Here is a 25,672-nt window from a genome sequence, read left to right on the forward strand (position 1 = left end):
CTGTAAATCGGGGGCGCACGACCCGGCAATAGCCCTACCCCTCAGCGGCCAGCGCTCCGAGCTCGTCCAGCCCATCGAAGGCCGCACGCTTGGCCACGGTGAGAGGCGATTGCCTGATCAGCGTCTCGGCGATCAGGTTCGCCATACCGGCCTCCCTTAAGGCTTCCTCGACGGCAAGCTACTAGGTCAGGGACTATTCCTCGGTCACCGCCGCCGTGATTCGATGCAGGGCGAAGGTGTGCAGGCTCTCGCCTCGTTCGTCCTCGGCGCGTAGGTAACCGGCGGACAGTGACACCGGGCGGACCAGGCGGGACAGGGTTGCGCCGTGCGAGTCGACGTAACCGACCCACACCCGGGCCTTGTCGCGGACCGCCTGCTGTAGCACCGCCATCGCCTGGGTGTGCTGCTGGACCGCGGTCAGGCCGGGGATCGCCTGGCCGTGGGCGGCCCGGACGGTGACCGGCGCACGCCTGGCGGCCCTGGTGGCGATGTCTCCTCGACGGAGCTGCTCGACGACGCCGGCCAGACGCGGGCCGATCAGTACCGGGCTCGACGGCTCGGCGACCCGCGGGGTGCGTGAGGGTGCCCGCCGAGCCTTCGGCCTGGTCAGCACCGTGGCGCCGCCGGCGTCCTCGGCGACCGGGGCGTACCCGTACTCGCGTAGCGCCCCGAGCAGTCTCGCGACCGGGCGTGGGCTGACCAGCACGGTCGGCGCGATCTGCCGCAGGTCGAGGGTGCTGAGCCGCCGGTCGGCGATCACTTCGGCCAGCAGTGCCTCGTCGTCGCTGCGCAGGTAGGAGCCGGCCGAGCCGCTGCGCAGGCCGCCGTGCCGCCGTGCCGCGTCGTCGATCAGGTAGGTCAGGGTCTGCGGCACCGGGGTGCGGGACCGGCGGCGGAACAGCGCGTGCAGGTCGGCGGCCTGGTAGCCGACGTCCAAGGCGCGTCGCACGCTGGCCGGGGTGACCCGGAAGACGCTGGCGCCGCCTGCTGATTCGGGTTCGGCGAGCACGTCGAGTTCGGTGGCGAGGTCCGGTTCGGGCGGTCCGGGCACGATCACGGTGAGGTCGGCCTGGACCAGGATGTGGTCGACCGGCGCGGGCAGCAGCTGGTCGAGGGCACGCACGGCGTCGGCGTGGGCATCCTCCGGATGCACTCCGAGCGGGTCACCGTCATCCGGTCCGTTGTCGGTCAGGAGCAGGCGGGCGTACGACGTGAGCGCCCCCAACCCGGTGATGCCGAGCAGGGCCGCCCCGGCGAACGCGTCCCGGTGTGCCGTCTCCCGGCCCCGGGCCCGTCGTGGCGCCTGCCAGGTGAGCAGCGCGAGCAGGTCGTCGGGCACCGGCGCGGCGCCCGGGTCGAGCTCGGCCAGGGCGACGAGCGCCTCCCGGCGGGCCTGGGGCGCTCCGGCCCGTTCGGCGTCGGGGGCGAGGGCGTTGATCGGCCGGTCCCGTTCGTCGCGGCGGCCGACGAGTCCGGGCTGCCTGGTCATGGTGAGCCAGGCCCGGGCCAGGGCGGCCCAGCGGTGTGCGATTCCGGTGGCGCGCCACAGGTCGTACGCCCCGGTGGGAAGGAAGTTGTCTTGGTTCTGCCCGTTCTCGGACTCGCCGAGCAGGCCGGCCGCGTAGCTGATCTCGACGAGCAGCGCGGCCCCGGCCTCGTCGACGCCGGCCGCCTTGGCGACGCGTTTGAGGTCGCGGACGCCGAGCCCGCCGGCGCGCAGCACGGGCGCCGGCTCGGTGGCGAGCGATTCCAGGATCGCCTCGGTGGCCCGGACCGCCTCCATGGTCTGCCCGGCGCCGGCCGAGTCGGCGGCCTGCGGGTTGCGGGCCGGGCCGTCGGGCGTGGGCGCGGCCGGGCGCAGCACGCCGAGCGGGCCGGTGTCGCGGCGCAGCAGCATGCCGATCTCGCGGGGCAACTCGACGAGCTCGCCGTCCGGGCGCGGGGCCCGGCCGGACTCCGAGACCGGGACCAGCACGTGCTGGTCGACGAGCCAGCGGACCGGTTCGGCGACGGCGTCGCGGGTGAGCGCCCCGATCGGCGGGCCGGCGGCGAGGCGGTCGAGCACCGCGCGGGCGCCGGGTGGCGCGGCGAGCACCGTGCGGCGCAGCTTGGCGCGGTCGGTGACCAGGGCGGCGGCCTGCGGGTCGAGGAAGTCGGCGGGGCGGCCGAGCCCGGCCGGGTACGGCGAGGTGACCTCGTCGACGGCGCCGACGATCTGCAGCCCGTCCTCCGGCCCGTGCAGCAGGAACCGGACCCGGAGCCTGTCGATCGCCAGCCGGGCCTCGTCCTCCGGAACGCCGGTGGTCAGTTCGAGAATGGCGGCGACCGAGGTCAGAGCGGTGTCGGCGGCCCGGGTGAGGCGGGCCGCGTCGAGTACGGCGAGGGTGAACTCGTCGAGGCCGTCCAGACAGCGGGCGACCGAGTTGCGGGACTGTGCGCGTACGGCGAGGGCCGAGATGTCAGCCGGCACCGGGATGACGAGATCAGGGCGCAGTTGTATGAGCGCGCCCAGAGCCTCGTCGGGCAGCGACCGGAGTTGATCGGCGAATGTGGTGGCCATCGTCTTCAACGCTAACGTTCATGGGACGATGGTGGTGGGTCCGGGCGTGGCCGGACCTCTATCTGAGGAGGACCGAAAGTGGCGAAGCCCAAGACGGCGACCGGCGCGGTGCCGGCTACCGAGCACTCCGGGCCGCGTGGTGTGGACATGAAGGGCCAGATGCACGTCTCCGAGCTCATCTCGGACCGCGCCGCTGCTCCGTCCCCTTTCGGTGACGACCAGACATTCCCCCTTCCGGTGGAGAGCATCACCTACAAGGCGCGCCGCTCTCAGTGACGCCCGCGGTCGGTTTCGACCTGGACATGACGCTGATCGATTCCCGTCCGGGGATCCGGGCGGCATATCAGGAGCTCACCGCCCGGACCGGGGTCTTCGTCGACGCGGATCTCGCGGTGTCGCGGCTCGGCCCGCCGTTGCGGACCGAGTTGCGGCACTGGTTCCCGGAGGACGAGGTCGAGGCGGCGGTCACCACCTATCGGGGGCTCTATCCGGAGTTCGCGATCGCGCCCAGCCTGCCCACGCCCGGTGCTGCCGAGGCTCTCGACGCGGTCCGGGCAGCAGGTCTGCGGGTCGTGGTGGTGACCTCGAAACTCGGCCGGCTGGCCGGTCTGCACCTCGATCACCTGGGCCTGCGGGCCGACGAACTGGCCGGTGGCCTGTTCGCCGAGGGCAAGGCGTCCGCGCTGGTGGAGCACGGTGTGCGGTGGTATGTGGGTGATCACGTCGCGGACATGGTGGCAGCCCGGACCGCGGGTGTCCCGGGTGTCGGCGTGACCACCGGTCCGTGCTCGGAGTCCGAGTTGCGGGCGGCCGGCGCCTCGTACGTCTTGTCCGATCTGACCGTGTTCCCGACGTTACTCAGTGAGATTGCAGTTGGGCCGGAGCCCTACGCTAGATAGCCTTGGCGTGAGCGGTTGTGTCCATTGAGTGAAGTTGAGGTCAGCGGTGCCCACGGGTCGAGTGAAGTGGTACGACGCTACGAAGGGGTTCGGTTTCGTCACCAGTGATGAGGGCGGAGACGTGTTCCTTCCCAAGGGTGCGCTGCCGGCGGGGGTCACGGAACTGAAAACCGGTCAGCGGATCGAGTTCGGCGTCGTCGACAGCCGGAAGGGCTCGCAGGCCATGGGTGTGAAGCTCCTGGACGCCCCGCCGTCCCTGGCCGAGTTGCGCCGCCGCCCGGCGGACGAGCTGGCCAGCATGATCGAAGACATGATCAAGGTCCTGGAGAGCTCGGTGCAGCCGTCGTTGCAGCGGGGTCGCTACCCGGACAAGAAGACCTCGCTGAAGATCGCGCAGCTGGTGCACGCGGTCGCCCGCGAGTTCGAGATCTAGGGATCAGAGTTCTAGGTATCAGAGAAACGACGGCACAGCAGGCGTGAGACCCGCCGCCGCCGCGCGCCCGAGCAGGGCGTCGGCGGCGGCGAGTCCGTCTTTGCCCAGGTCCAGGGTGAATTCGTTGACGTAGAGCTCGATGTGCTGCCGGACCACGGCCGGCTCCATCTCCTGCGCGTTGGCGAGGATGAAGTCGTGGCTGGCGGACGGATCGCGCCAGCCGTACCGCAGGGATTCGCGGATCCAGCCGGTCGCCTCGGCCGGGTCGACGGCGCCGCGCTTGGCCAGGATGGCGCCGAGCGGGATCGGCAGGCCGGTGTCGCTCTCCCACCACTCGCCGAGGTCGACCAGGGCGGTCAAACCGTATCGCTGGTAGGTGAACCGGGCCTCGTGGATGACCAGGCCGGCGTCGAAGCGGCCGTCGGCGACCCCGGGCATGATCTGGTGGAACGGGACCACCTCGATACGGGCCGGGCGCTGGTCGGCGGCCCACAGGCGGAACAGAAGGTACGCCGTGGTGCGGTCACCGGGGACGGCGACTGTCGCGCCGTCGAGGTCGGAGCGGCCGTTGGTCAGCACGAGCGGGCCGCAGCCCCGGCCGAGCGCCCCGCCGCAGTGCAGCAACTCGTAGTCGCCGAGCAGCCAGGGCAGCGCCGCATAACTGACCTTGACCAGGTCGAACGCTCCGTCGAGGGCGGCCATGTTGGTGACGTCGACGTCGGCGAAGGTCAGGTCGATCGGCGGGGCGCCGGGGACGAGACCGTGCACTAGCGCGTGGAAGACGAAGGTGTCGTTGGGGCACGGCGAGACAGCGAGAGAAAGCGCCACGCTCTCACGCTAGTCCGTCTCTCAGGGAAAATATTCACGTCTCCCTCTGGCCCTGAAGGTGTGATCCTTCCTACACTCCGCTTTGTTGGATCAAGTGATCGACCAAGGGGGTGCTGCGTGACTCGTAAGCTGGTCGCGGGCGTCTTGGTGCTCGGCCTCGTCGGTGGGCTGCCCACGCCTGCCAGCGCCGCGAGCTGGACGCCCGCCTATGACCTGGAGGGCGCTTGCGTCACCCTCCAGGCCTTCAACGGTTCGACCTCGGCCGGCTACGTCTGGAAGGACTCGGTCGGGTACGGCTTCAAGAGCGCGGTCGCCAGTGCCGAGCCGTTCCGGTTCGAAGCCACCCAGCTGGGGCGCTACGTCCTGCGGGACCAGGACGGCGCTCCGCCCTACATGGCCGTGACCAACTGGGTGTGGGCCGGCGGCGACTACGGCTCCCGCGCCGACTGGACCGTCACCACCGACGGCAGCACCTACAAGTTCGTGAACACCGACACCGGCCAGCAGATGGGCTCCTACTGGGGCGGGCTCGGCTCCGGCAGCCTGACCTTCAAACTCGCCCCGGCCAGCGGCTGCGCCGCCACCCCGGACATCACCACCGGAGTCAGCGGCACCCCGGCGGCCGGAGTCGACGCCAACGGCAAGCTCGTCGGCTGGATCGACGCGCACGCGCACATCACCGCCGGTGAGGCGTTCGGCGGTGCGCTGCACTGCGGGGACGCGTACGCGCCGGGCGGTGTCACGGTCGCCCTCAAGGGCTGCGCCTCGCACGGCACCCTCGGCTGGGGCGCCCTGCTCGAGGCGATCATCGCCGGCACCGACCCGATCAACTCGGCCGAGGACGGCTGGCCCACCTTCGGCGACTGGCCGCAGTACGACACGCTGCTGCACGAGGCCTCCTACTTCCGCAGCCTGGAACGGACCTGGAAGTCCGGGCAGCGCGTGCTCAACGTGCTGCTGGTGGCCAACCGGGTGATCTGCGAGCTCACCCCCGAGCACACCTCCTGCAACGAGATGGACCAGATCCGAGCGCAAGCGCTCTATCTCCAGAAGATGCAGGACTATGTGGACGCCCGAAGCGGCGGTCCGGGCAAGGGCTGGTTCCGGTTGGCGAAGACCCCGGCTGAGGTACGGAGCATCGCCGCCCAGGGCAAACTCGCCGTCACGATCGGCGTGGAGAACTCCGAGATCTTCAACTGCCGGGAGATCAAGGACGTCCCGCAGTGCACGACCGCCGACATCGACGCCGGGCTGAACGAGCTGCAGAGCCTGGGCGTCAGCGGCCTGTACCCGGTGCACAAGTTCGACAACGCGTTCGGCGGCACCCGGTTCGACGAGGGCGTCACCGGCGCCGCGATCAACGTCGGCAACCTCATCTCCACCGGCCACTGGTGGCAGGCGACCAGCTGCACCGGCCCGTCCGACAACGAGCAGCCGCTGGTCAGCGACGACATCGCCAAACTGCTCGAACTCGGCGTCGGCCTGCCGGCCGGCACGGTTCTCCCGGTCTACCCGAGCGGGAAGATCTGCAACACGCGCGGACTGACCACGCTCGGCACGTACCTCATCAATCAGATGATGGACCGCGGCATGATCATCCACATCGACCACATGGGAGTGAAGACCGCGTCAGCGGTCCTCGACCTGGCCGAGGCGGCGAACTACCCCGGTGTCGCCTCCGTGCACACCTGGGCCGACCCGGCCCTGATCAACCGGACGCTCGGGGTCGGCGGCTTCGTCGCCAGCTACGCCTTCGCGGCCCACGACGACGGCCAGGGCACCCCGACCTTCCTCGACGAATGGCGCACCCACCGGGCGCTCGCCAACGGCTCGAAGATCACCGGATACGGCGTCGGCACCGACGTGAACGGCCTGGGCCCGCAGGCGGCGCCCCGCCTGGACGCGGCGTCCAGCCCGCTCAACTACCCGTTCACCGCGACCAACGGCACCACGGTGAACAAGCAGGTGATGGGCACCCGCACCTTCAACATCAACACCGACGGCGTCGCCCAGTACGGGCTCTACGCCGACTGGGTCACCGACCTGATCAACCAGGCCGGATCCGACGGCCCGCTGCTCAAGTCCCAGCTGCTCAGCGGCGCCGAGGCGTACACGGTGATGTGGGAAAGGTCCCGTGCGTGACGCTTGTTGAAACACCGGTCCGCCGGTCATGGATGGTCGCTTACGCGCTCGCCATGATCGGCGTGGCCGCCGGCTGGTTCGGGCCGATCCAGATCCTGCTCCCCGAGCAGGCGGCCCACCTCGCCGGCGACAGCGGCAAGGAGGCGCTGCTCGCCCTGGTCACGGCCTGGGGCGCGGCAGCGTCCATGGTGGCCAATCCACTGTGGGGAATCGTCTCCGACCGGCTCGGCCGACGCCGGCCGATCTTCGTGGCCGGCACCGCGATCGGCGTCGTCGGCCTCGTGGTGCTCTCCGCGGCCGACACCACGGCGCTCATGGTCACCGGCTGGATCCTGGTGCAGGTCGGCCTCAACGGGCCGATGGCCGCACTGGCCGCCATGATCGGCGACCGGGTGCCGGAGGGCCAGCGCGGCACGGTCGGCGCACTCTTCGGCGTCGCCCAGATCATCGGTGTCATCCTCGGCACCGCGGTGGCGGTCGTCGCCGGATCCACGGCGCTCGGCTACCTCGCGGTGGCCGTCGCGGTCCCCGCCCTCGGCGCCAGTCTGCTGATCATCAACCGCGAGCAGCCGCTCCGCGCCCCGGAGAAGCGGAAGTGGCACTGGCCGGGTGGCCAGTTCGCCTGGGCCTGGGTGATCCGCTTCCTGCTCAACCTGGTCAACGCCCTCGTCCTGGTCTACCTGCTCTACTACCTGTCGGACGAGGTCGGCGTCGACGACGCGGCCACCTGGGTGCTCATCGTGACCGTGGTGAACGTGCTGTTCGCCGGCGTCTTCGGCTTCGCCGGGGGAGTGCTCTCCGACCGCTGGGAGAAACGGAAGGTCTTCGTCGCGGCCGGGGCGGTCATCCTCGCGGCCGGCACCGCGCTGATGGCCCTCGTCCCGGTCGTGCCCGTGGTGCTGGCCGCATCGGTGCTGGTCGGCGTCGGCTGGGGCGCCTACATCGCGGTCGACATGGCCGTGCTCACCCATGTGCTGCCCGACCCGGACACCCGGGCCACCATGCTCGGCGTCGCCAACGTGGCCGGAACCCTGCCACAGATGCTCGCCCCGGTGCTGGCCGCGCCGATCGTCACCGCGCTCGGCGGCTACCGCACGCTCTACCTGGTCACGGCCGGTTTCGCACTGCTGGCGCTGGCCCTGCTACCCCGCCTCCGGGCGATCCACTGAAAGGAACCACCTTGTACCCCCAGTTCCCACCCGGATTCCGGTTCGGCATGTCCACCTCGGCCTACCAGATCGAGGGCGCGGCCGACGCGGGCGGCAAGGGCCCGAGCATCTGGGACACCTTCACGGCACAGGGCGGAACCGTCCGGAACGGCCAGGACGGCCGGGTGGCGATCGATCACTACCACCGGTACGCCGACGACGTCGCGCTGATCGCGGCGGCCGGAGTGCAGGACTACCGGTTCTCCTTCTCCTGGCCCCGGGTGCTCGCCGGTGACCTCGACTTCTACGACCGGCTCGTGGACACGCTGCTCGCCGCCGGGGTGCGCCCGGTCCCGACGCTCTACCACTGGGACCTGCCGCAGGAGTTCGAGGACGCCGGCGGCTGGATGAACCGGGACACCGCACACCGGCTCGCCGACTACGCCAGCACCCTCGTGCTGCGGTTCGGCGACCGGGTCCGGGACTGGATCACCATGAACGAGATGAACGTGCACACCCTTTACGGGTACGCGCTCGGCGATCACGCTCCGGCGCGCGGGCTCGGACTCGGGGCACTTCCGGCCGGGCATCACCAGCTGCTCGCGCATGGGCTGGCGGTGCAGGTTCTGCGTACCCATGGAGCCGGCAGTGTGGGGATCGCCAACCAGCACTTCCCGGTGACGCCGGCCACCGACTCGCCGGAGGATGTCGCGGCAGCGACGCTCTTCTCCGACCTCACCAACTGGACCTTCTCTGACCCGATCCTGCTCGGCGACTACCCGAGCGAGCTGATCCGGGCCGGGGTCGGTGTGCCCGACGCGCAGCTCGACCGGGACCTCGAACTGATCAAGGCGCGGCTCGACTTCTACGGGGTCAACTACTACGAGCCGACGATGATCGAGGCGCCGCGGGCCGGGAAGGACTACAGCGGGGTCCTCGAAGTGGACATTCCGGAAGGGATGCCGTTCTCGCCGGTGCCGGTCAAGAGCGACGAACGCACTGATTTCGGGTGGGCGATCGTGCCGTCCGGACTCACCGAGATCCTGGTCACCCTGCATGAGCGCTACCCGGCGTTGCCGCCGGTGATCATCACCGAGAACGGGGCGTCGTTCCACGACGCCGCGCCCGGGCCGGACGGCCGGGTCCACGACGAGCGGCGCATCGCTTATCTCGACGCTCACCTCTCCGCGGTGGCCGACGCCATTTCCGCGGGGGTACGGGTGGACGGCTACTACTGCTGGTCGGCTCTCGACAACTTCGAGTGGGCAGCCGGGTACGACGAGCGTTTCGGTCTGATCTACGTCGACTTCGACGACCTGTCGCGGACGCCGAAGGACTCCTACTACTGGTACCGGGATCTGATCGCCGCCCAGCCGCGTTTGCCGTCTTAGGCGCGCAGCTGATCCACGAACTGGTTGGCGAGGCGGGACAGCCGGTCGGCGCGTCCCTCCTCGGCCCAGCCGTCCACCAGGCTGAGCAGGGTGCTGCCCTCGACCAGGATGATGAAGTCGTCGATCACCGCCTCGTCGTCCACCCCGGCCCGTAGCTCGCCCAGCTCCCGCGCCTCACGCAGGCAGTTGATCAGGTGCACGCGGATCGCCCGGTGTGAATCACGCCGCGACTCGGCCAGCCTCGGATGCGACAGGGCCGCCCCGGCGAACGCCACGTTCACATGCGCGTCCGCGGCCCGCTCCTCGTCCAGCGGCAGCACCGCCTCCAGGGCCGCGCGCAGACCGTCCAGCCCGAACAGGTCACCGCCTATCTCGAAGGCGCGCTCCACGATCCGGTCGTAGATCGCCTTCTGCGCGGCCACCAGGATGTCGTCCTTGCCGCCCAGGAAATGCGCCAGCACGCTCAGCGAACAGCCCGCCTCGTCGGCGATCGCCCGGGTCGTGGTGCCCTCGACACCCCGCGCCCTGACCACGCGCCAGGCGGCGGCCAGCAACTCCGCGCGTCGGAGATCGTGGTCCACCAGCTTCGGCACGCGCACAGCTTAGCCACCGTCGCCGGCCCGTCCGGCCGGGGCTTTCAGCTGACGGCGGGCTCGCGGGCGGTCAGGTGGCCCACGCGGCGGGCCAGCGGGAGGGTCGCCACCACGGCGACCACCGGGATCAGGAACGCCCACTGGAGGCCGATCGGCTCGGACAGGGCACCCAGCAGCACCGCGCCGAGCAGTGCGCCACCGTAGTTGAACAGGTTCACCTTGGCGATGACCTCGTCGCTGCTCTCCATCGCCGCCTCGCCGGCCGCGCTGAACGCCAGCGGCACCAGCACACCGACACCGATGCCGGCGATCGCGAACCCGGCCACCGCGGCGCCGATCGCCGGCAGCACCACCACCAGGCCGCACCCGATCCCGCACACGATGAGCGAGCCGATCGCGATCGGCGTCCGCCCGGCCCGCGGCACCAGATGATCGGCCACCAGGCGGCTGACCAGGACTGCGGCCTGATAGGCGGCGTAACCCAGCGGGGCCACCGACGCGGCGGCCGCCAGCGAGTCCTGGAGGTAGACCGAACTCCACGTGCTGACCGCCGAGTCCACCAGGAAAGCCGTGAAGATCAACATCCCGCAGACCATCACGATCGGGCGTACGCTCCGCCCGCTCTCCGCGTGCGCCACGCTCGATCGCAGTGTCCGGCCCGGCTCGAACAACCGCCAGCCGACCAGACCGACCAGCACCGCATACACCGCGGCCACACCGACCGCCACGGCCGCACCGGCGCCCGACTCCAGCGAACCCGACATGATCAGGGCGGCGGCGATGGCAGCGGCCGTGTACGCCGCGAACAGGCGGCTCATCACACTGCGACCCAGCCGGGCCTGCACCAGCACCCCCTGCATGCTGAGTGACGCGTCGACTGCGCCGAGGCCGATCCCGTACACGAAGAAGATGCCGGCGAAGACCGGGTTCGGGGACCAGACGGTCGTCCCGGCGAGGCCCGCGCCGGCCAGCAGCAGGCCCGAGGCGAGGGCGTACCGGCTACCCCAGCGGGCGGCCACCTGGTCGGCCAGGATCGACCCGCCGGCCGCCGCGACCACCACCAGGAGCAGCACCGCGGACACGAACGTGTCATCGATGTGCTGCCGGTCCTTGAACGTCGGCAACGCGGTCACCACAGCGGCATAGCCGAGGCCCTGCGCGGCGTACCCGGCGCCGATCAGCCGGGCCCGCGCGCCGGCCGACATGCCGCCCGCGCTCTCGTCGTCCATCGATGCCTCAATTCGCTGTCAGCAGCACGTGGTCCCGATCACAGACCCGTCAGCGCAGCATGCCGTTCACGATCGCCAACAGCAACATTTTCCGTGTAAACGAATCGTTCGTCGGCGGAAGCACCCACTCCGCGCGGTGCGGGTCAGAGGGAAATCGACGGAAATGTTCCGGTGTCCATCACGCCGTGCCCCAGCTTCTGCAGCCCACCGGCCGCGGTTCCGCTCAGCAGCACCCCGGCCAGCACGAGAGTACGCAGGCCGGACTGCGGCCGGCCGGGAGTCGCCACCGGGCCGATCGGGTCCGGCTGCCGCGCGTCGTCGTCGTTCTGGTTCTTCACTTCCTGGTTCTTCACTTCTGCCTCCTTTTCGTCGACATCGAATGGCCGGGTTCGAGCCGGAGCACCGCCGGAACCTCGTCCGGAAACGCCAGCCGCACCAGGCCGTATGAGATACCCGCCAGCCCGTCGAACAGGCCGGTGGTCGTCACCTCGCCCGGGGACGCGCCGCGCGGCCCGTAGCGATCCAGGCCGCCCAGCACCTGCCGGGCACATCGTTCGACCTCCGCGGCGGCGCCGGGCTCCCCGGCGGCACGGGCCTGCAGGGCCGGCTCGACGGCGCCCAGCTCACCGTGACAGAGGCTGAGATCGGCCAGCGGCCGGCGGCGGACCCGCGTGTCGGCGGGCGGGGTGAGCCCGGCCGCCTGGCCGGCGAGTTCCCACCCGGCGGTACCGCGGCACCAGCCCTGGTCCTGATCCGTGCCGGAGCCCGCCGGCGCGACCAGACGGCGCCCGGTCTCGGTGGCGAGTGGGTCGGACCGTCGTACGCCGTACCGGAGAAGGGCGAACCCGGCACCGTGCGCACCGTGGGCGAACCCCGGTCCGGTGATCCCGGGCGCGTCTCGCCGGGCCGCGTCCCGCAGGTGCGCCGCGAAACCGTCGGCCAGGCCGGCGGCGACCGGGTGCCCGGTCTCCTGCTCGACCGCCAGCACCGCGGTCAGCCCGCCGGCCAGCCCGTCGTGGTACGACCACGGCAGCCCGCCCCGATCGGCGGCCCCGGCCATCGCGTGCAGCGCGATGTCCAGGCTGGTCCGCCACTCCGGGACCGGCCCGGCGAGGGCGTCGAGCCGGGCCAGGGCGTAGCAGATCCCGCCCAGACCGGCCAGGCCGACGCCGACGGCGGCCACGTGTTCCGGCTCAGCGGCGATCGAGTCGAGCAGCGCGGGCAGGCCCGCCAGTGCCCCGACCGCGGTCTCGGTGTAGCGGGCGGTCCCGGTCAGCCGGCCCAGCTGGGCCAGCGCCAGAGCCACCCCGCAGTATCCGTACGGCAGCCCGGCCCCCATCGGCAGCACGGCCCAGCGCGCGTCGTCGACGAGTTCCAGGGCGATCCAGTTGTTCCGCCCGAAACCGGTGGCGGCCCGGCTGACGATGTCGTCGGCGAGGCCGCAGGCGGCGGCGAGCAGCAGTTCCGGATCCGGGGTCATCGACGCGGCCGGACTGGGGTGCGGGCGGGACGGCCGGTGTGGGCCGCCCGGCGCACGGCTCGCCAGGGCGGCGGTGATCAGCCAGTCCTGGGTGCGCCGGTCCGGGCCGCCGAGAGCCGCCGCCTTCGCGGCCACCGACTCCCAGGGGGTGACCGGGAGGACCTCCGGGACCCGGACGCCGTCCGCGGTCCAGAGCGCGCGGTCACCGGCCCGGGCGGTGAAGATCGGTACGTCACCCCGCCACAGGTCGTCGACCTCGTGGCGGAGCAGGGGCCGCAGGCCGTCGACGGTGTCGTCACACAGGCCACCCAGGTACGCGTCGCGATCGACGGCCCGCCGGAGCAGTTCGGGGTGGGTCGACTCGTCGAGCAGCACGCCGTACTGGGCGGTCGCCCGGACCACCACCCGGGTCCGGGCGGTGGCCAGTCCATGCAGCGGCCCGTCCGGGGCGCACCACTGGTCCCGGTACGCGACGATCGTGTCGTAGGCCGCGGCGAACCCGGCACGCAGGGCGGAGGCGTGATCCCGCGGCTCGGCCGCCCGCCCGTGCAGGTAGGGGCGGTTACGGCCGCCGGGGGCAGTGGCCGGCCGGCGGATCAGCCGCATCCGGTCGGTGCCCGGGTCCGACCAGTCGGCGATCTGTAGAGCCATCGGAGCGCCGGCCTCGCCGCCCAGCCCGGACAGATCGACCGAACTGTCGTCACCCCACATCCGCATCGGCAACAGCGCCGTCCGGCACACCGATCGGGCGATCACCTCGGCCGCCGGGTCGGCGTGGGCCGGATCCGGGCCGCTCACCCGCGGATGCAGCAGCGTCTCCACATCGCACAGCACCGGCTGGTCGGCGGCGGCGATCAGGTTCTCGCAGTGCACGTCGGTGCCGTCGAGCGCGTACAGCAGCGCGAGCAGGGCGCCCTGGCGCAGGTAGAACCGGCGGACCGCCTCGTCGTCGGCGCATGGCTGGTGGGTCACGTACTCGATCCAGCCGTAGCCGTCGCGTTCCAGCACCTGCACGGTCCGCAGGGCCGGGCCGGGCATCCGCTGGTTCAGCCAGGCCACGGTGTCGGCGAACCGGCGGTAGAGGTCCACCGGCCGGGGCCGGTGGACGATCCGGGAGCCGTCACCGAACCGCAGCAGGCTCACCCCGCGGCCGCGATGGTGCAGGTCGCCGCCGAACCGGAGACCGGTCAGGAGCCCCGGGTCCGTCCCGAGCAGTTTCGCGGTGATCGCCGGACGGTCCCGGGCCAGGTGTACGAGCGTCTCGTTCACCGCGTCGACCCGGTGTCGGCAGGCGTCACCCAGGATCCGGGCGAGAACCGGATACGCGGTGAGTGTCCGGGTCAGGTCGAGGCCTCGGACGAAGTCGTCGAAACGCTCGCCGGGGGTGGCCCCGCCGAGCCGGTCGGCGGCGCGGTGCATCTCGGCGACGAAGGTCCGGGCCACCTGGCGGACCAGGTTCTCGGCGAGCTGCCCGAGAACGTCGGCGGACACCGCAGCCCGGTCGACGGGCAACCCGGCGGGCACCAGAAGACGCGAGTCGACCTCGGCGAGCAGCGGTCGCAGCACACCGGTGAAGGCCGCGTGCCAGGTCGCGGCCGGGGTGCGCGGGCCGGTCGGCCGGCGCAGCGCGTCGGCGACGAACACCGCCCACGCCGGGGGCCGACCGGCGGGCTCACCGGGAAGCACCGCGGGAGCCCACCACCCGGGCGGAAACGCTGTGACGGCGGACACGCAGCGATTGTGTCAATGGATCTCAAGCCGGACATGGGTACTGATCCCCCATATTCGCTCCGCGCTGTGCGCCGCCGCGGCGGCGCCGAACGGTCGTGCCACTGACCGATGTGTACGGCGGCCGCGCGCCGTTTGCTGTTCCCAGCCCGGCGGAACGGCCGTCGGCGACTGATGGGGGAGGCAGCGGGTGAACCGTCCGGAACTGGAGTTGCACGCCGTGGCCGACCGGGTCTTCTTCGACCGCCTCGATCGGCTCGACGACGAGCAGGACCGTTTCCCGATCGCCGGCGAGCCACTGCCGGCCGGGTGGCGGTGTGCGGACGCCGGGCTGTGGGTGATCATGCGACCCGCCCTTGAGCTGCCCGAACAGGGTTGGAAGATCCACGTGTCGGCGACCGCAGTCGACGCCGAGAAGGTGATCGGGATCGTCGCCGGCTACTGCTTCCGGCAGGGGGTGGCGTTCAAGTTCCTGCGGAGCCGGTCGGCCGTCACCCTGCTGAACGGCAAGGCGGCTCCGCGGGCGGCCAGCGGCAAGGTGCTCGCCGTCTATCCGGCCGATGCCGACGAACTGACCCGGACCCTGGCCGGACTGGCCGCGGCGCTGCCCGGGGTGGACGGCCCGTACGTGCTCAGCGACCTGCGCTACACCGGCCCGCTGTACGTCCGGTACGGCGCCTTCGAAGCCCGGCTGTGTGCCGGACCGGACGGGCGGGCCACCCCGGCCCTGCGTGCCCCCGACGGCACGCTGGTGCCGGATCCCCGCCGGCCGGCGTTCACCCCGCCGCCCTGGGTCACCGTGCCCGAGCCCGTCCGTGCCGTGCAGCCGGCGGCCGGCGGCGACGAGCTTCCGTACCGGGTGCTGTCGGTGCTCGGCTACTCCAACAGCGGCGGCGTCTACCTGGCCGAGCCGCCCGGCGCCGAACCGGAGCGGGTCGTCCTGCGCGAGGCCCGCCCGCACGCCGGGCTGGACCGGCTCGGGCGCGACGCCGTCGAGCGTCTGTCGGCTGCGGAACGGGCCCAACGGCAGCTGGCCGGGCTGAGCTGTGTGCCGAAGGTGCTGGACCGGTTCCGGGTCTGGGAGCACGAGTTCCTGGTCGAGGAGTACCTGCCGGGCCGTCCGCTGGCCGTCGAGATCCTGGAACGGCACCCGCTGTCCCATCCGCGGGCGAGCGCCGCGGACCGGGCCCGGTACGCGGACTGGCTGGCCGCCGTGCTCGACCGGGTCGCCGCCGCGCTGGCCGAGGTCCACGATCGCGGCCTGGTCTGGGATGACGCGCACCCCGGCAACGTCCTCGTCGACACGGACGGCTCGGTCGCATTGATCGACTTCGAGGCAGCCGGATCGCCCGACGACGGCGGTGGCGCGGGAGCGCTGGGCGCGCCCGGGTTCGGCGCTCCGCCGCACATCTCGGGTACGGCCCGCGACCTGCACGCCCTGGACCGGATCGCCCTGTTCGCGGTGGCGCCGCACGCGGTCAACATGTCGGTGCTGGCCCCGGCCAAGGTGGCCGGCGTGGTGCACCGGGCCGAGGCGGACCTGCCGCTGGCCGCGTCGGTTCGCGAACGTCTGCGCCGGTGCCGCCCGGCAGACGTGCCGCCGGATCCCGCCGAGGACCTGTTCGCCGAGCCGGACTGGCCGCGGCTGCGGGACGCGCTGGTTGCCGGCATCCTCAGCACGGCCACCCCGGACCGCAGCGACCGGCTCTTCCCCGGCGATCCGGAGCAGTTCCGGGACGGCGGGGCGGCTCTCGCGTACGGCGCGGCCGGGGTCCTGCACGCGCTGAACGCCGTCACCGAGGTTCCGCCCGAACTGGTGGACTGGCTGGTCCGGGCCGCGCTCACGGCGCCCGCCGGCCCGATCGGCGGGCTGTTCCACGGTCCACTGGGGGTGGCCGCGGTGCTCGACCAACTCGGCCGGCACGACGAGGCGGTGGAGTTGCGAACCACCGCGCTCGACACCGTCCCGGCGGGGCCGGGAGTGGCCACCGGAGTCGCCGGGGCCGTACTCGCCGCCCTGGCCGCGACCGGGCGCGCCGACAGTGACCGATGTCTGGACACCGCCCTCCGCCTCGCCGAGGAGTCGGCGGCGGCGGAGCCGGTCGGCCGGATCGGCCTGCTGCACGGCATGAGCGGCATCGCGCTGATGCACCTGCGGCTGTACGAGCGGACCGGTGACGTCCGGTGGCTCGACCGGGCCGAGCGCGCACTCCGGCACGACGTGGACCGGCTGGTGCCGCACGCCAACGGCGCCGTCTACGCGCCGGTCGGCACCAAGAACATCGCCCACCTCGCGGCCGGCAGCGGTGGTGTGGGCCTGGTCCTGCACGCCCTGCTGCGGCATCGTCCGGACCCGGCCCGGTCAGCCCTCCTGGACCGCATCCTCCACGGGCTCACCGCCGACTACGTGCTGGAGGCCGGCCTGTTCGAGGGCCGGGCCGGGCTGCTGACCGTGCTGTACGGGTGCCGGGCCCCGGCCGCCGACATCGCCGCCCACATCCGGGGCCTGTCGGCGCAGGCGGTGACCCATCGTGGCCATCTGCTGATGGCCGGGCGGCTGTCCCGGCGTCTCAGCGCCGACCTGGCCACCGGCTCGGCCGGCGTGCTGATGGCCCTCCACTGTGCCCACGGCGGCGGAAGCCCCCTGCTGCCCGGGCTCTTCCCGGCCACGTCGACGAACGAGAGGGGGTGAGACACATGACGAACGTCCTTGCCCTGCAGACCATCAGCTCCGAGGAGCAGATGGAACCCGGTAGCTGCGTTTGCATCAGCCTGATCAGCTCCATGGTCCCGTGGTGACGCGGGCCTGATCAGATCCATGACCCAGTCATGAATTCGGGCGCGGTGCTCACGGGATTCCCTCGTGTTCCGTGAGCACCGCATCGAAGGGGGACCACAGATGAACGACTTCCGCCTGCTGTGGACGGCGGGACTCGCGACCGGACTCGGCGGGCAGTTCGCCGGCCTCGCGCTGCCGCTGGCCGTGCTGGCCACGACCGGATCGGCCACCAGCGCCGGACTCGTCGCCTCGGTGACGGTGGCGGCCATGGTGCTGGCCGCTGTTCCCGGTGGGGCACTGGCCGACCGCCGGGAACGGCGTTCGCTCATGCTCGCCTGCGACACCGCCGGGCTGGTCGGCAGTCTGCTCCTGAGCTGGCTGATCGCCCGGGGGGCGGTGATCCTGCCCCTCGTGCTGGTGCTCGCCGCCGTCAGCGCCGCGGCGGCGAGTGTCCACGCTCCAGCCGCCGCGGCGCTGGTGCGCGCGGTGGTGCCCGCCGGTCGGCTGGGACGTGCCATCGCACAGTTGCAGACCCGGACGTCCGCTGCCCGGCTGGCCGGTCCGCTGCTGGGCGGGCTTCTCTACGCCGTGGATCCACTCTGGCCGTTTCTCGTGCAGGCGGCCGGACACCTCGTCGCGTTGCTGTGCGTCATCGCGTTGCGTACCCGATCCACCCCGCCCGAGACCGGGCACACCGGGGCCGGTCCGTGGCGTGCTCTCTTCGCCGGGTTCGCCCTCGTCTGGCGGCGGCCCGAGTTGCGTACGCCGCTCCTGGTCTTCGGATGCCTTCTGAACGTGGCCTTCGGAGCGGTGACCCTGGTGACCCTCACGACGGCTGCGCACGCCGACCCGACCGGTCGCCTGGCCGGGCTGGTGTCCGCCACGACCGCGGGTGGCACCCTGCTCGGTGGGTTGCTGGCCACCCGGCTTCCGGTGCAGCGGCATCTGCGGACGCTGATCATCCTCACCTGCTGGGTCACGACCGGCACGGTGGCGGCGCTCGCGATCACCCCGCCGGCGTTGACGGGTGTGCTGCTCGGAGGCTGCCTGGCGGTCGCCGCGCTGGGCAACGTCGCCTTCGCCACGCTGCTGCTGCGGGACGCCCCGGAGCAGCTCGTCGGCCGTGTCCAAGCGGCGGCGACGGTCGTCTCGATGGCGGCACAGCCGATCGGCCCGGTGCTCGGTGGGCTGCTCCATCAGCGGCTGGGGCCGACGCTCACGCTGCTGCTGCTGGCCGGCGCCTGCCTGGTCGCCGCTCTGATCGCCGGTGTCACACCGCGATTCCAGGAACTTCCGCCCGAGCGGGAAGCGCACCCCTTGGGCTGATCTGTCACCCTGGCGTCCATGTGGACGCACTCTGGCCCTCTGGTCGGTCGTGACCGGCACCGGGATGTGCTCGCCGCCGCCGTGTCCGCCGCCGCCGACGGCCGGGGGACCGGCGTGATCCTGCTCGGTGAAGCGGGTATCGGTAAGACCCGGCTGGCCGCCGAGATCGCCGGGACGGCCCTGGACCGCGGCATGGCGGTGCTGCAGGGGCGTGGCAGCACGATCGGGCCGCTGGTGCCGTACCGGCCCTTGAGCCAGGCGCTGCTGGCCTTTCTACGGCGTACCGTACCGGCCGGCTTGGCCGACCTGGGTCCCTATCGGGACATCCTCGGGCGGCTGGTCCCGGACTGGGACACCGGGACGGCCGCGGCGTCACCGGTGGTGCTGGCCGAGGCGCTGGTACGGTTCCTCGCGCTGGCCGGCCGGGACGGCGGCTGCGTGCTGATCCTGGACGACCTGCAGGACACCGACGCGGAGACCCTGGCGATCACCGACTACCTGCTGGACAACGTCGCCGGCCTGCCGATCGTGATCGTGGTGGCGCTGCGTGACACGCCGTCGATGGCGCTCGATCTCGCCCGTGCGGCCGCCCAGCGGGGCGTGGCGGCGCTGCTGGACCTGCCCCGGCTCACCCGGTCCGAGGTGGCCGCGCTGGCCGCCGCCGGGCTCGGCGTACCCGAGCCGGAGCTGCCGGACCTGGTCACCGACAGGTTGTGGGCGGACAGCGCCGGGCACCCGTTCGTCGTCGAGGAACTGCTGCACGATCTCGTCCACAGCGGACGGCTGACCCGATCCGGTGACGGCCGGCTGATCGTCGCCGACCTGCGGACCGGTGTTCCGGCCGCGATCAGCCATCACGTCGTCGCCCGGATCGACCGGCTCGGCCCGCAGGCCAGGCGGCTGCTGTCGCTGGCCGCGGTGGCCGGGCGACGGTTCCCGCTGCAGGTCGTCCGGCAGGCCGCCGGCCTGGACGAGCTGACCGTGCTGTCGCTGCTGCAGACCGCGGTCGCCGATCACCTGGTCGGCCCGGACGAGCCGGCCCCGGACTGGTACGCGTTCCGGCACCCGCTCACCGTCGAAGTGCTGCTGGACAGCCTCAGCGCGACCGAACGGTCCGAGCTGGCCGGGCAGGCCGCCGCCGCGGTCGAGGACCGATACCCGGACCTGCCCGGTGAGTGGTGTGCGACAGCCGCCGCCCTGCACCGCGTCGCCGGTGACGACCATCGATCAGGGCAGTTGTTCGCCGAGGCCGGGCGTCGTGCGCTCGGTGACGGGGCGGTCCGGTCCGCGGTGGAACTCTGCGAGCAGGCGCACGGGCTGCTGGCCTCGGCCCCGGCCGACGTCCGGGCCGAGGCGCTGAGCACCCTGCTGACCGCCCTCGGCGAGAGCGGGTCGTTCGAGCGGACCGCCGAGCTGACCGATCTGCCCGGCCACCTCTTCAGCGCGGGCCTGTCCCGCCGCCGCCGGGCCGCCCTGCACACCCAGTTCGCCGAGATCGCCTGCCTGGCCGGCGAGTGGGAACGTGCGTACGGGCAGATCGCCACGGCCCGGGACCTGCTCGGCGAGCATCCGGACGACCGGGACATCGCGCCGGTCGATGCGATCGCCGCGCACCTCTGCCTGCAGCAGCCGGGGCCGGACCGGCTCGGCGACGCCACCGCGCTGGCCGTCACCGCCGCCGCGGCGGCCGAGCGGGCCGGGCTGCCGGCGATCGCCTGTGACGCCTGGCAACTGCTCGGTGTGCTGGCCCGCTCCCGGGACTTCAGCGAGGCCGACGGGTACTTCGAGAAGGCCCGCCTGCACGCCGACCGGCATCGGCTGCCGATCCTGCAGATCTACTCCCAGGTGCTGCAGGCCGGCCTGACATGCCTTCGAGACGGTACGGTCGGCGAGTTCGAGCGGCTCCGTGATCAGGCACGTGACATGGGCATGCTGCCGGTCGCGCACGAGGTGGACGCGATCCTCGTCCAGCAGAGCGTGCTGCGGGGCGAGTTCGCGACGGCCGGGCCCGCGATCACCGAGGGCCTGCGGATCGCCGATCGGCTGGGATTCGGCCGGGCGGTGCCCTATCTGCTCGTCACCCGGGTCATCCTGGCCGGGCACCGGGGTGACCGGGACGGTCTCGACAGCGCCGTGGCCGAGCTGCGCCGCCGCAACCTGAGCGCCCCCTATACCCGGACCATGACGTACGGGCTGGCCCGGACCTTCTGCGCGCTGCTCGAGGAGGACCGGGCCCAGGCCGAACAGGATCTGGCCCAGGCGATCGCGACCGAGGTGGAGAACCCGAGCACGCTGTTCCACCTCTCCGGCAGTACCGGGCTGGGCCTGCTCCTCGGCGCCCTGGACGGCCGGATCGGCTGGGCTCACCTGCGTCCGGTGCTGGCCGGGGTCGGTGGCCGGCTGCGCTGGAACCGGCAGTTCCTGCTGCTGGCCGGGGCGGTCCTGGACGGCCGGGCCGGGCACGCCGGCGAGGCGGCGGCCGCCGTGGCCGAGGCCCGTGTCGTGGGCGCGGACTTCCCGATGGCCTGGCATCTCGGGATCCGGCTGACCGCCGAGGCCGCGCTCGCCGACGGGTGGGGTGATCCGGTGTCCTGGCTGCGTACCGCGGAGAGGTACTTCCACGATCAGGGTGTGGCGGCGCCGGCCGGCGCGTGCCGGCGGCTGCTGCGCGACGCCGGTGTCACGGTCATGCAGCGCCGGTCCGGTGTCGGGCTGATTCCCGAGCCGCTGCGGGTGATCGGTGTCACAGCCCGCGAGTTCGAGGTGTGCACGCTGCTGGTGCAGCGGCTGGGGAACAAGTCGATCGCCGGCCGGTTGCAGATCTCTCCGCGAACCGTCGAGAAACACGTCGCGCAGTTGCTGGCCAAGACCGGCCAGGACAACCGGGAGCGGCTGACCGCACATGTCCGGTCGCTGCTCGACAGCTGACCGGAAGGGCGGCTGACCGGTGGGGCGGCCATCCCGGGGAGCGGCTGACCGGCGAGGCTGCCATCCCGGAAGCGGCTCATCGGGGACTGCCACTCAGGAGGCGACCGACCAGGATCAGGGCAGCGAGGCCAGGGCGGGGGCGGCGGCGCGCAGGGCCGCGAAGGCGTCGCCGAGACGCCACGCGGCCCGGTCACGGGGGCCGACCGGGTTGGAGACGGCGCGGAGCTCGGCGAACGGCACACCCGCACCGGCCGCCGCGGTCGCGACGCCGAACCCCTCCATCGCCTCGGCCGCGGCCAGCGGGAAGCGGGCGGCGAGCCGGTCGGCGGTCGGCGCGGTGCCGGTGACGGTGGCCAGAGTGAGCACGTCACCGGAGACCGCGCCGGGCAGGGCGGCCTGCAGCGCCTTGACCAGGTGCGGGTCGGCGTCCAGGACGGTGGTGCCGAAACCCAGCTCCTCGACCGGCAGGAAACCGTCGGGTGACTCGGCGCCCAGGTCGGCGGCGATGCTGCGGGCGGCGATCACCAGGCTGCCGACGGCGGCCCGGCCGGCGAAGCCGCCGGCGATCCCGGCACTGACCACGGCCCGGTAGGCGCGGCCGGTGAGCAGCCTCGCGGTCCCGGCGGCGGCCGCGGCGGGGCCGACCCCCACCGCCTCGACCACGACGTCTCCGCGGGCGAGACCGGCCCGGACGGCATCGGCCTCAGCGGTCACCGCGGTCACGATCAGGAGGGGGTACGAACTCACGAGTCCTCATTCTCCGCGGGATCACCGTCACGCGTCTCCGAACCGGCGGACGACGGCCGGTAGACGTGGTATCCGGGCGGTGCCACCGGGGCTCCGGCACCCTCCCCGGCCCGTCCGGCGTCGCCGCGGCCACTGTCCCAATCGTCGCTGCCGGACTCACCACGAGCCCGGGCCCGGCCGCTGCCACTCGGAGCGCTGCCGCTGTCCGGACGGGCCTCCCGCCGCGGGCCGTCGCCCGGCCCACCCGACCCGCCCGGCCCACCTGACCCGCTCGGGCCTCCGCCTGGTCGGCCGGTGGCGCTGTCGGTCCGGGGGCGGCTGGTGGTCGCCGTGCTCCGCCGTTTGCGTTGCCACCAACGCTTGGCGTCGGGTTCGGGGTCGAGGCGCTGGGTGTCGCCGTCGCGGGCCGCCGAGCCGGCCGGGTGGCGCTGCCCGGGAGTGCCGCCGGGCCGGGCAGCGCGGTCGTCGCGGCGGCCGGCGCCGTTGACCGAACCGGTCCGGGAACCGCCGCCACCCGCGGTCCACGAGTCGTCGGACCAGCTCTCCTCGGCTTCGATCCAGTCGTCCCGGCCGTCGTCGGGCGCCGCGCCGGCCCGGCCGGAACCGGTGCGCGCCGGTCCGGTCCCGGAGCGGCCCCCGCCGGGGGTGCGCCGTCGGTTCCGGCGGTCGTGCGGCTCGCGCCCCGGCTCCGTCGGGTCGTCGACGTCCGTGCGCCGGGTACCGCGCAGGTCGGTGGTGTCCTCCGGGTTCGCGTTCGGCGTACCGCTGAGGGGGTCTTCGTCGGGGACCGGGACGTCGGGCCGGCCCGCGAGCCTCTCGTTGTGCAGGCGTGCCGCCGACCAGGCGGCCCGGGCCGCTGCGAGCACCGCGAGCAATGCGGCGAGGGCCAGGCCGAGCCGTCCGTCGAGGGGGATGAGGCCCAGGCCGCCGCCGGCCACCCAGGCGAGCATCAGGGCTGTTTCGGAGTGGGCGAACGCGGTGGCGCGCTGACGTTCCGGGACACGTTCCTGGATGCTGGCGTCGACCGCCAGTTTCGCGATGCCGCTGAAGACCGCGGTGAGCAGGGCCAGCAGGGTGACCATGGCGAGGTTGTAGAAGATCGTGGTGAGGATGGCCACACCGGCCGTCACGATCAGGCCGCTGGACTGCAACGCCAGTGGTCGTCTGATGCGCAGACCGGTGCCGGCCGCGGTGGAGATGAACGTGCCCAGGGCGAGGGCGCCGCCGATCAGGCCGACCGCCAGGTTGCGGCCCAACTCGTTGCCGAGGATCTCGGTGGTCAGCTGATCGCCCATGATCGCGAAGGTGAGGAAGAGCAGCAGGAAGCCGTAGAGCAGGCGCAGGCTGCTGCTGCCGATCAGGGTGGCGACGACCAGACGGTTGGAGAGCGGGCGGTCCGAGCCGCGGCCGACGCCGAGCACGGTGCGCCAGGCCCTGGGCATGGCCTCGGGCGGGTCGGAGTCGGCGCGTGGCGGCAGGCGCAGCGACACGACCACGCCGACCATGAAGATGACCGTGGCGACGCGCAGCGGCCACTGTGGCCCGAATTTGAAGGCGAGCAGGCCGATCGGCGCGACCAGAGCGCCGGCGAACGTGCCGTAGACGCTGGCCCGTGCGCCCACCTGGGACAGTCCGATGCCCTCGGGCAGCAGGCGGGGGACTGCGGCGGAGCGGGCCACACCATACGCCCGGGAGAGCGCCAGCACACCGAACGCCGCCGGGTAGAGGCCCCAGCCGAGCAGGTTGTCGGACATCACATAGGCCAGGAACGCGCGGCCGAGGAACGTGGTGGCCAGGGCGTAACGCCGGCCGTGCCGGAAGTGGTCGAGCAGCGGGCCGACCACCGGCGCCAGCAGCGCGAACGGCACCATCGTGATGAGCAGGTAGAGCGCCACCTTGCTGCGGGCCTCGCCGAGCGGGACGCTGAAGATGGTCCCGGCGAGTCCGATCGCGATGAGCGCGTCACCGGCGCAGGAGACGGCGTGCAGGTCGAAGAGCCGGATCATGCCGATCTCGTTGGCGGCGCCCTTGGCACGGGCCAGGCCGACGCGACGGGTGGCCCAGGCGCCGCCACGCACCGACCCGCGCACCACCAGACGGCCCGCTTTGATGCCGGTGCCGACGATGCGTCCGAGCGCGGAGAACTGCGGCATGGGAACCATCCTGACTGATGCGGGCGACCCGCGTCGCCTCTGACGCCCGGCTATCTGGGGAGTCGTTGCGGGTCACCCGGTTCGGTAGGCAACAATGGGCGGGTGACCTCCAGGACCACCTCCCGCGCCGCCCGACTCGACCAGGTCTGTGCCGATGCTGTCGGGGTGGCCCGTGGTGCCATCACCGAAGTGGACCCCACCGACATCGGCGAGCACCTCGAAGCGATCGCCGAAGGCGACCGTGTGGTTACCCATTTCTTCGAGAGTCATCTCGACGGTTACCGCGGCTGGCGGTGGGCCGTCACGGTGACCCGGGTGCCGCGCAGCCGCCACGTGACGGTCTGCGAGACCGTGCTGCTGCCCGGTCCGGATGCTCTGCTCGCCCCCGGCTGGGTGCCGTGGAACGAGCGGGTGCAGCCGGGCGACCTCGGTGTCGGCGACCTGATGCCGACCGCCCCCGACGACGACCGGCTCACCCCGGGCTATGTGCTCAGTGACGACGCCGCTGTCGAGGAGGTGTCGTGGGAGCTGGGTCTCGGCCGGTCCCGGGTGATGTCCCAGGAGGGCCGGATGGAGACGGCCCAGCGGTGGTATGACGGCGACTCCGGCCCGGAGGCGCCGATCTCGTCCGCCGCCCCGCGCAACGCCCGCTGCGGCACCTGCGGGTTCTACCTGCCGCTGGCCGGCTCGCTGCGGACCATGTTCGGTGTCTGCGGCAACCTCTACGCGCCCGACGACGGCCGGGCGGTCAGCGCCGACCACGGTTGTGGCGCGCACTCGGAGGCGCTGCTGAGCGCGGCCGAGCAGCCGGTCGACGAGCTGCCCACGGTCTACGACGACAGTGAGGTCGAGACGGTGGCGGTCAGCCGTGGCCACGGCTCGGTCGAGTCGGGTGACCCGGCCGAGGATTACGGCCACAGCTAGGGTTTCTCCTCCACCACCTGGAAATCCGGGTGGGTCAGCGCCCGGCGCCGGGCGCGGCGGCGGTCGTGCAGCACCATGGTCAGCGTGCCCGGGATGCCCCACACCAGGCCGGCGACGCTGATCTGCACCCAGGACTGTGGCGCGTCACCCAGCCAGGTGATCAGGGATGCGACGGCGAAGGCGGCGACACCGGCGAGCGCGAACGGGACCATGGGTGGATCCAACGGTTCGGGCCTCGGTTTCGTCCCGGTCACCACGGCGAGGACCGGCGGCAGGGTTTCGCCGGTTTGCGTGGCGGGAGACAACTCACTCACTCCGACAGGGTACGACCATTACGGATCGCATCGGAGCAGCGCGTGAGAGTTGTAACATCACTCTGCTTTT

Annotated in this window: 18 protein-coding genes and 1 pseudogene; 10 read left to right on the forward strand and 9 right to left on the reverse strand. The window is 72.5% G+C overall.

Annotated features, from left to right (window positions below):
* Positions 1-193: 193 nt before the first annotated feature.
* Positions 194-2,560 carry a helicase-associated domain-containing protein gene (locus AB0E94_RS04805; RefSeq protein ID WP_360322610.1) on the reverse strand — a complete coding sequence of 789 codons (2,367 nt, stop codon included), beginning with the start codon at positions 2,558-2,560 and terminating at the stop codon, positions 194-196.
* A 78-nt stretch (positions 2,561-2,638) separates the two neighbouring features.
* Between AB0E94_RS04805 and AB0E94_RS04810 the strand changes: the two genes are divergently transcribed.
* The 3 genes from AB0E94_RS04810 to AB0E94_RS04820 are packed head-to-tail and all read left to right on the forward strand — an operon-like array spanning position 2,639 to position 3,892.
* Entirely contained in the window at positions 2,639-2,836 is a 198-nt protein-coding gene (locus AB0E94_RS04810; RefSeq protein ID WP_360322613.1) for a hypothetical protein, read from the forward strand.
* On the forward strand, positions 2,833-3,459 hold the full coding sequence (locus AB0E94_RS04815; protein ID WP_360322616.1) for an HAD family hydrolase: 627 nt from the start codon (positions 2,833-2,835) through the stop codon (positions 3,457-3,459). The genes AB0E94_RS04810 and AB0E94_RS04815 overlap by 4 nt, the downstream gene beginning before the upstream one ends.
* A 46-nt stretch (positions 3,460-3,505) precedes the next feature.
* Positions 3,506-3,892 carry a cold-shock protein gene (locus tag AB0E94_RS04820; RefSeq protein WP_360322619.1) on the forward strand — a complete coding sequence of 129 codons (387 nt, stop codon included), beginning with the start codon at positions 3,506-3,508 and terminating at the stop codon, positions 3,890-3,892.
* Positions 3,893-3,910: 18 nt separating this feature from the next.
* Here the strand turns inward: AB0E94_RS04820 and AB0E94_RS04825 are convergent, their stop codons facing one another.
* Positions 3,911-4,720, reverse strand: coding sequence for a 1,4-dihydroxy-6-naphthoate synthase (locus tag AB0E94_RS04825; protein WP_360322621.1), 810 nt, complete (start codon positions 4,718-4,720; stop codon positions 3,911-3,913).
* Between the two features lie 117 nt (positions 4,721-4,837).
* On the opposite strand from AB0E94_RS04825, the gene AB0E94_RS04830 reads away from it, so the two are divergent.
* From AB0E94_RS04830 to AB0E94_RS04840, 3 genes are read left to right on the forward strand one after another with little or no spacing between them, the layout of a single operon-like run.
* Positions 4,838-6,862 (forward strand): hypothetical protein, encoded by a 2,025-nt coding sequence (locus AB0E94_RS04830; RefSeq protein WP_360322623.1) that lies wholly within the window; start codon positions 4,838-4,840, stop codon positions 6,860-6,862.
* Entirely contained in the window at positions 6,859-8,031 is a 1,173-nt protein-coding gene (locus AB0E94_RS04835) for an MFS transporter (protein WP_360322625.1), read from the forward strand. The genes AB0E94_RS04830 and AB0E94_RS04835 overlap by 4 nt, the downstream gene beginning before the upstream one ends.
* An 11-nt stretch (positions 8,032-8,042) precedes the next feature.
* A complete protein-coding gene (locus AB0E94_RS04840; RefSeq protein ID WP_360322627.1) occupies positions 8,043-9,401 on the forward strand; it encodes a GH1 family beta-glucosidase in 1,359 nt (452 codons plus the stop codon).
* Here AB0E94_RS04840 and AB0E94_RS04845 read toward each other — a convergent pair.
* The 4 genes from AB0E94_RS04845 to AB0E94_RS04860 all read right to left on the reverse strand — a co-directional run bounded on the left by AB0E94_RS04845 (position 9,398) and on the right by AB0E94_RS04860 (position 14,434).
* The gene (locus AB0E94_RS04845) at positions 9,398-9,994 is read right to left on the reverse strand and encodes a TetR/AcrR family transcriptional regulator (protein ID WP_093620246.1); all 597 of its coding nucleotides are present in this window, start codon (positions 9,992-9,994) and stop codon (positions 9,398-9,400) included. The genes AB0E94_RS04840 and AB0E94_RS04845 overlap by 4 nt on opposite strands.
* Before the next feature lie 44 nt (positions 9,995-10,038).
* Positions 10,039-11,223, reverse strand: coding sequence for an MFS transporter (locus AB0E94_RS04850; protein ID WP_360322629.1), 1,185 nt, complete (start codon positions 11,221-11,223; stop codon positions 10,039-10,041).
* A gap of 143 nt (positions 11,224-11,366) precedes the next feature.
* Complete coding sequence (locus AB0E94_RS04855; RefSeq protein WP_360322631.1) at positions 11,367-11,576, reverse strand: hypothetical protein; 210 nt, start codon at positions 11,574-11,576, stop codon at positions 11,367-11,369.
* Positions 11,573-14,434: a type 2 lanthipeptide synthetase LanM family protein gene (locus tag AB0E94_RS04860; RefSeq protein WP_360322633.1), complete on the reverse strand. Its 2,862-nt coding sequence runs from the start codon at positions 14,432-14,434 to the stop codon at positions 11,573-11,575. The genes AB0E94_RS04855 and AB0E94_RS04860 overlap by 4 nt, the downstream gene beginning before the upstream one ends.
* A 187-nt stretch (positions 14,435-14,621) precedes the next feature.
* Here AB0E94_RS04860 and lanKC point away from each other — a divergent pair, with 187 nt between their 5' ends.
* The 3 genes from lanKC (at position 14,622) to AB0E94_RS04875 (ending at position 21,464) form a co-directional block, all read left to right on the forward strand.
* Positions 14,622-17,123, forward strand: coding sequence for a class III lanthionine synthetase LanKC (gene lanKC / locus AB0E94_RS04865; RefSeq protein ID WP_360322635.1), 2,502 nt, complete (start codon positions 14,622-14,624; stop codon positions 17,121-17,123).
* Positions 17,124-17,330: 207 nt separating this feature from the next.
* Positions 17,331-18,536, forward strand: coding sequence for an MFS transporter (locus tag AB0E94_RS04870; RefSeq protein WP_360322637.1), 1,206 nt, complete (start codon positions 17,331-17,333; stop codon positions 18,534-18,536).
* Between the two features lie 18 nt (positions 18,537-18,554).
* On the forward strand, positions 18,555-21,464 hold the full coding sequence (locus tag AB0E94_RS04875; protein WP_360322639.1) for an AAA family ATPase: 2,910 nt from the start codon (positions 18,555-18,557) through the stop codon (positions 21,462-21,464).
* 114 nt (positions 21,465-21,578) lie between these two features.
* Here the strand turns inward: AB0E94_RS04875 and AB0E94_RS04880 are convergent, their stop codons facing one another.
* A complete protein-coding gene (locus AB0E94_RS04880) occupies positions 21,579-22,211 on the reverse strand; it encodes a futalosine hydrolase (RefSeq protein WP_360322641.1) in 633 nt (210 codons plus the stop codon).
* 773 nt (positions 22,212-22,984) lie between these two features.
* Positions 22,985-24,373, reverse strand: a pseudogene (locus tag AB0E94_RS04885) (MFS transporter); the annotation flags it as partial.
* A 30-nt stretch (positions 24,374-24,403) separates the two neighbouring features.
* Between AB0E94_RS04885 and AB0E94_RS04890 the strand changes: the two are divergent.
* Entirely contained in the window at positions 24,404-25,288 is an 885-nt protein-coding gene (locus tag AB0E94_RS04890; RefSeq protein WP_360322755.1) for a DUF3027 domain-containing protein, read from the forward strand.
* On the opposite strand, the gene AB0E94_RS04895 is transcribed toward AB0E94_RS04890, so the two are convergent.
* Complete coding sequence (locus tag AB0E94_RS04895) at positions 25,285-25,500, reverse strand: DUF2530 domain-containing protein (protein ID WP_360322757.1); 216 nt, start codon at positions 25,498-25,500, stop codon at positions 25,285-25,287. The two genes, AB0E94_RS04890 and AB0E94_RS04895, sit on opposite strands and share 4 nt — an antisense overlap.
* Between the last annotated feature and the right edge of the window lie 172 nt (positions 25,501-25,672).

This window comes from Actinoplanes sp. NPDC026670 (assembly GCF_040638175.1).
Classification (GTDB): Bacteria; Actinomycetota; Actinomycetes; order Mycobacteriales; family Micromonosporaceae; genus Actinoplanes.

Bases quoted from the DNA above. Each gene is read 5' to 3' on its own strand.
- AB0E94_RS04895 (WP_360322757.1), bottom strand. From the start codon at position 25,500: ATGGTCCCGTTCGCGCTCGCCGGTGTCGCCGCCTTCGCCGTCGCATCC.
- AB0E94_RS04875 (WP_360322639.1), top strand. From the start codon at position 18,555: ATGTGGACGCACTCTGGCCCTCTGGTCGGTCGTGACCGGCACCGGGAT.
- AB0E94_RS04850 (WP_360322629.1), bottom strand. From the start codon at position 11,223: ATGGACGACGAGAGCGCGGGCGGCATGTCGGCCGGCGCGCGGGCCCGG.
- AB0E94_RS04805 (WP_360322610.1), bottom strand. From the start codon at position 2,560: ATGGCCACCACATTCGCCGATCAACTCCGGTCGCTGCCCGACGAGGCT.
- AB0E94_RS04870 (WP_360322637.1), top strand. From the start codon at position 17,331: ATGAACGACTTCCGCCTGCTGTGGACGGCGGGACTCGCGACCGGACTC.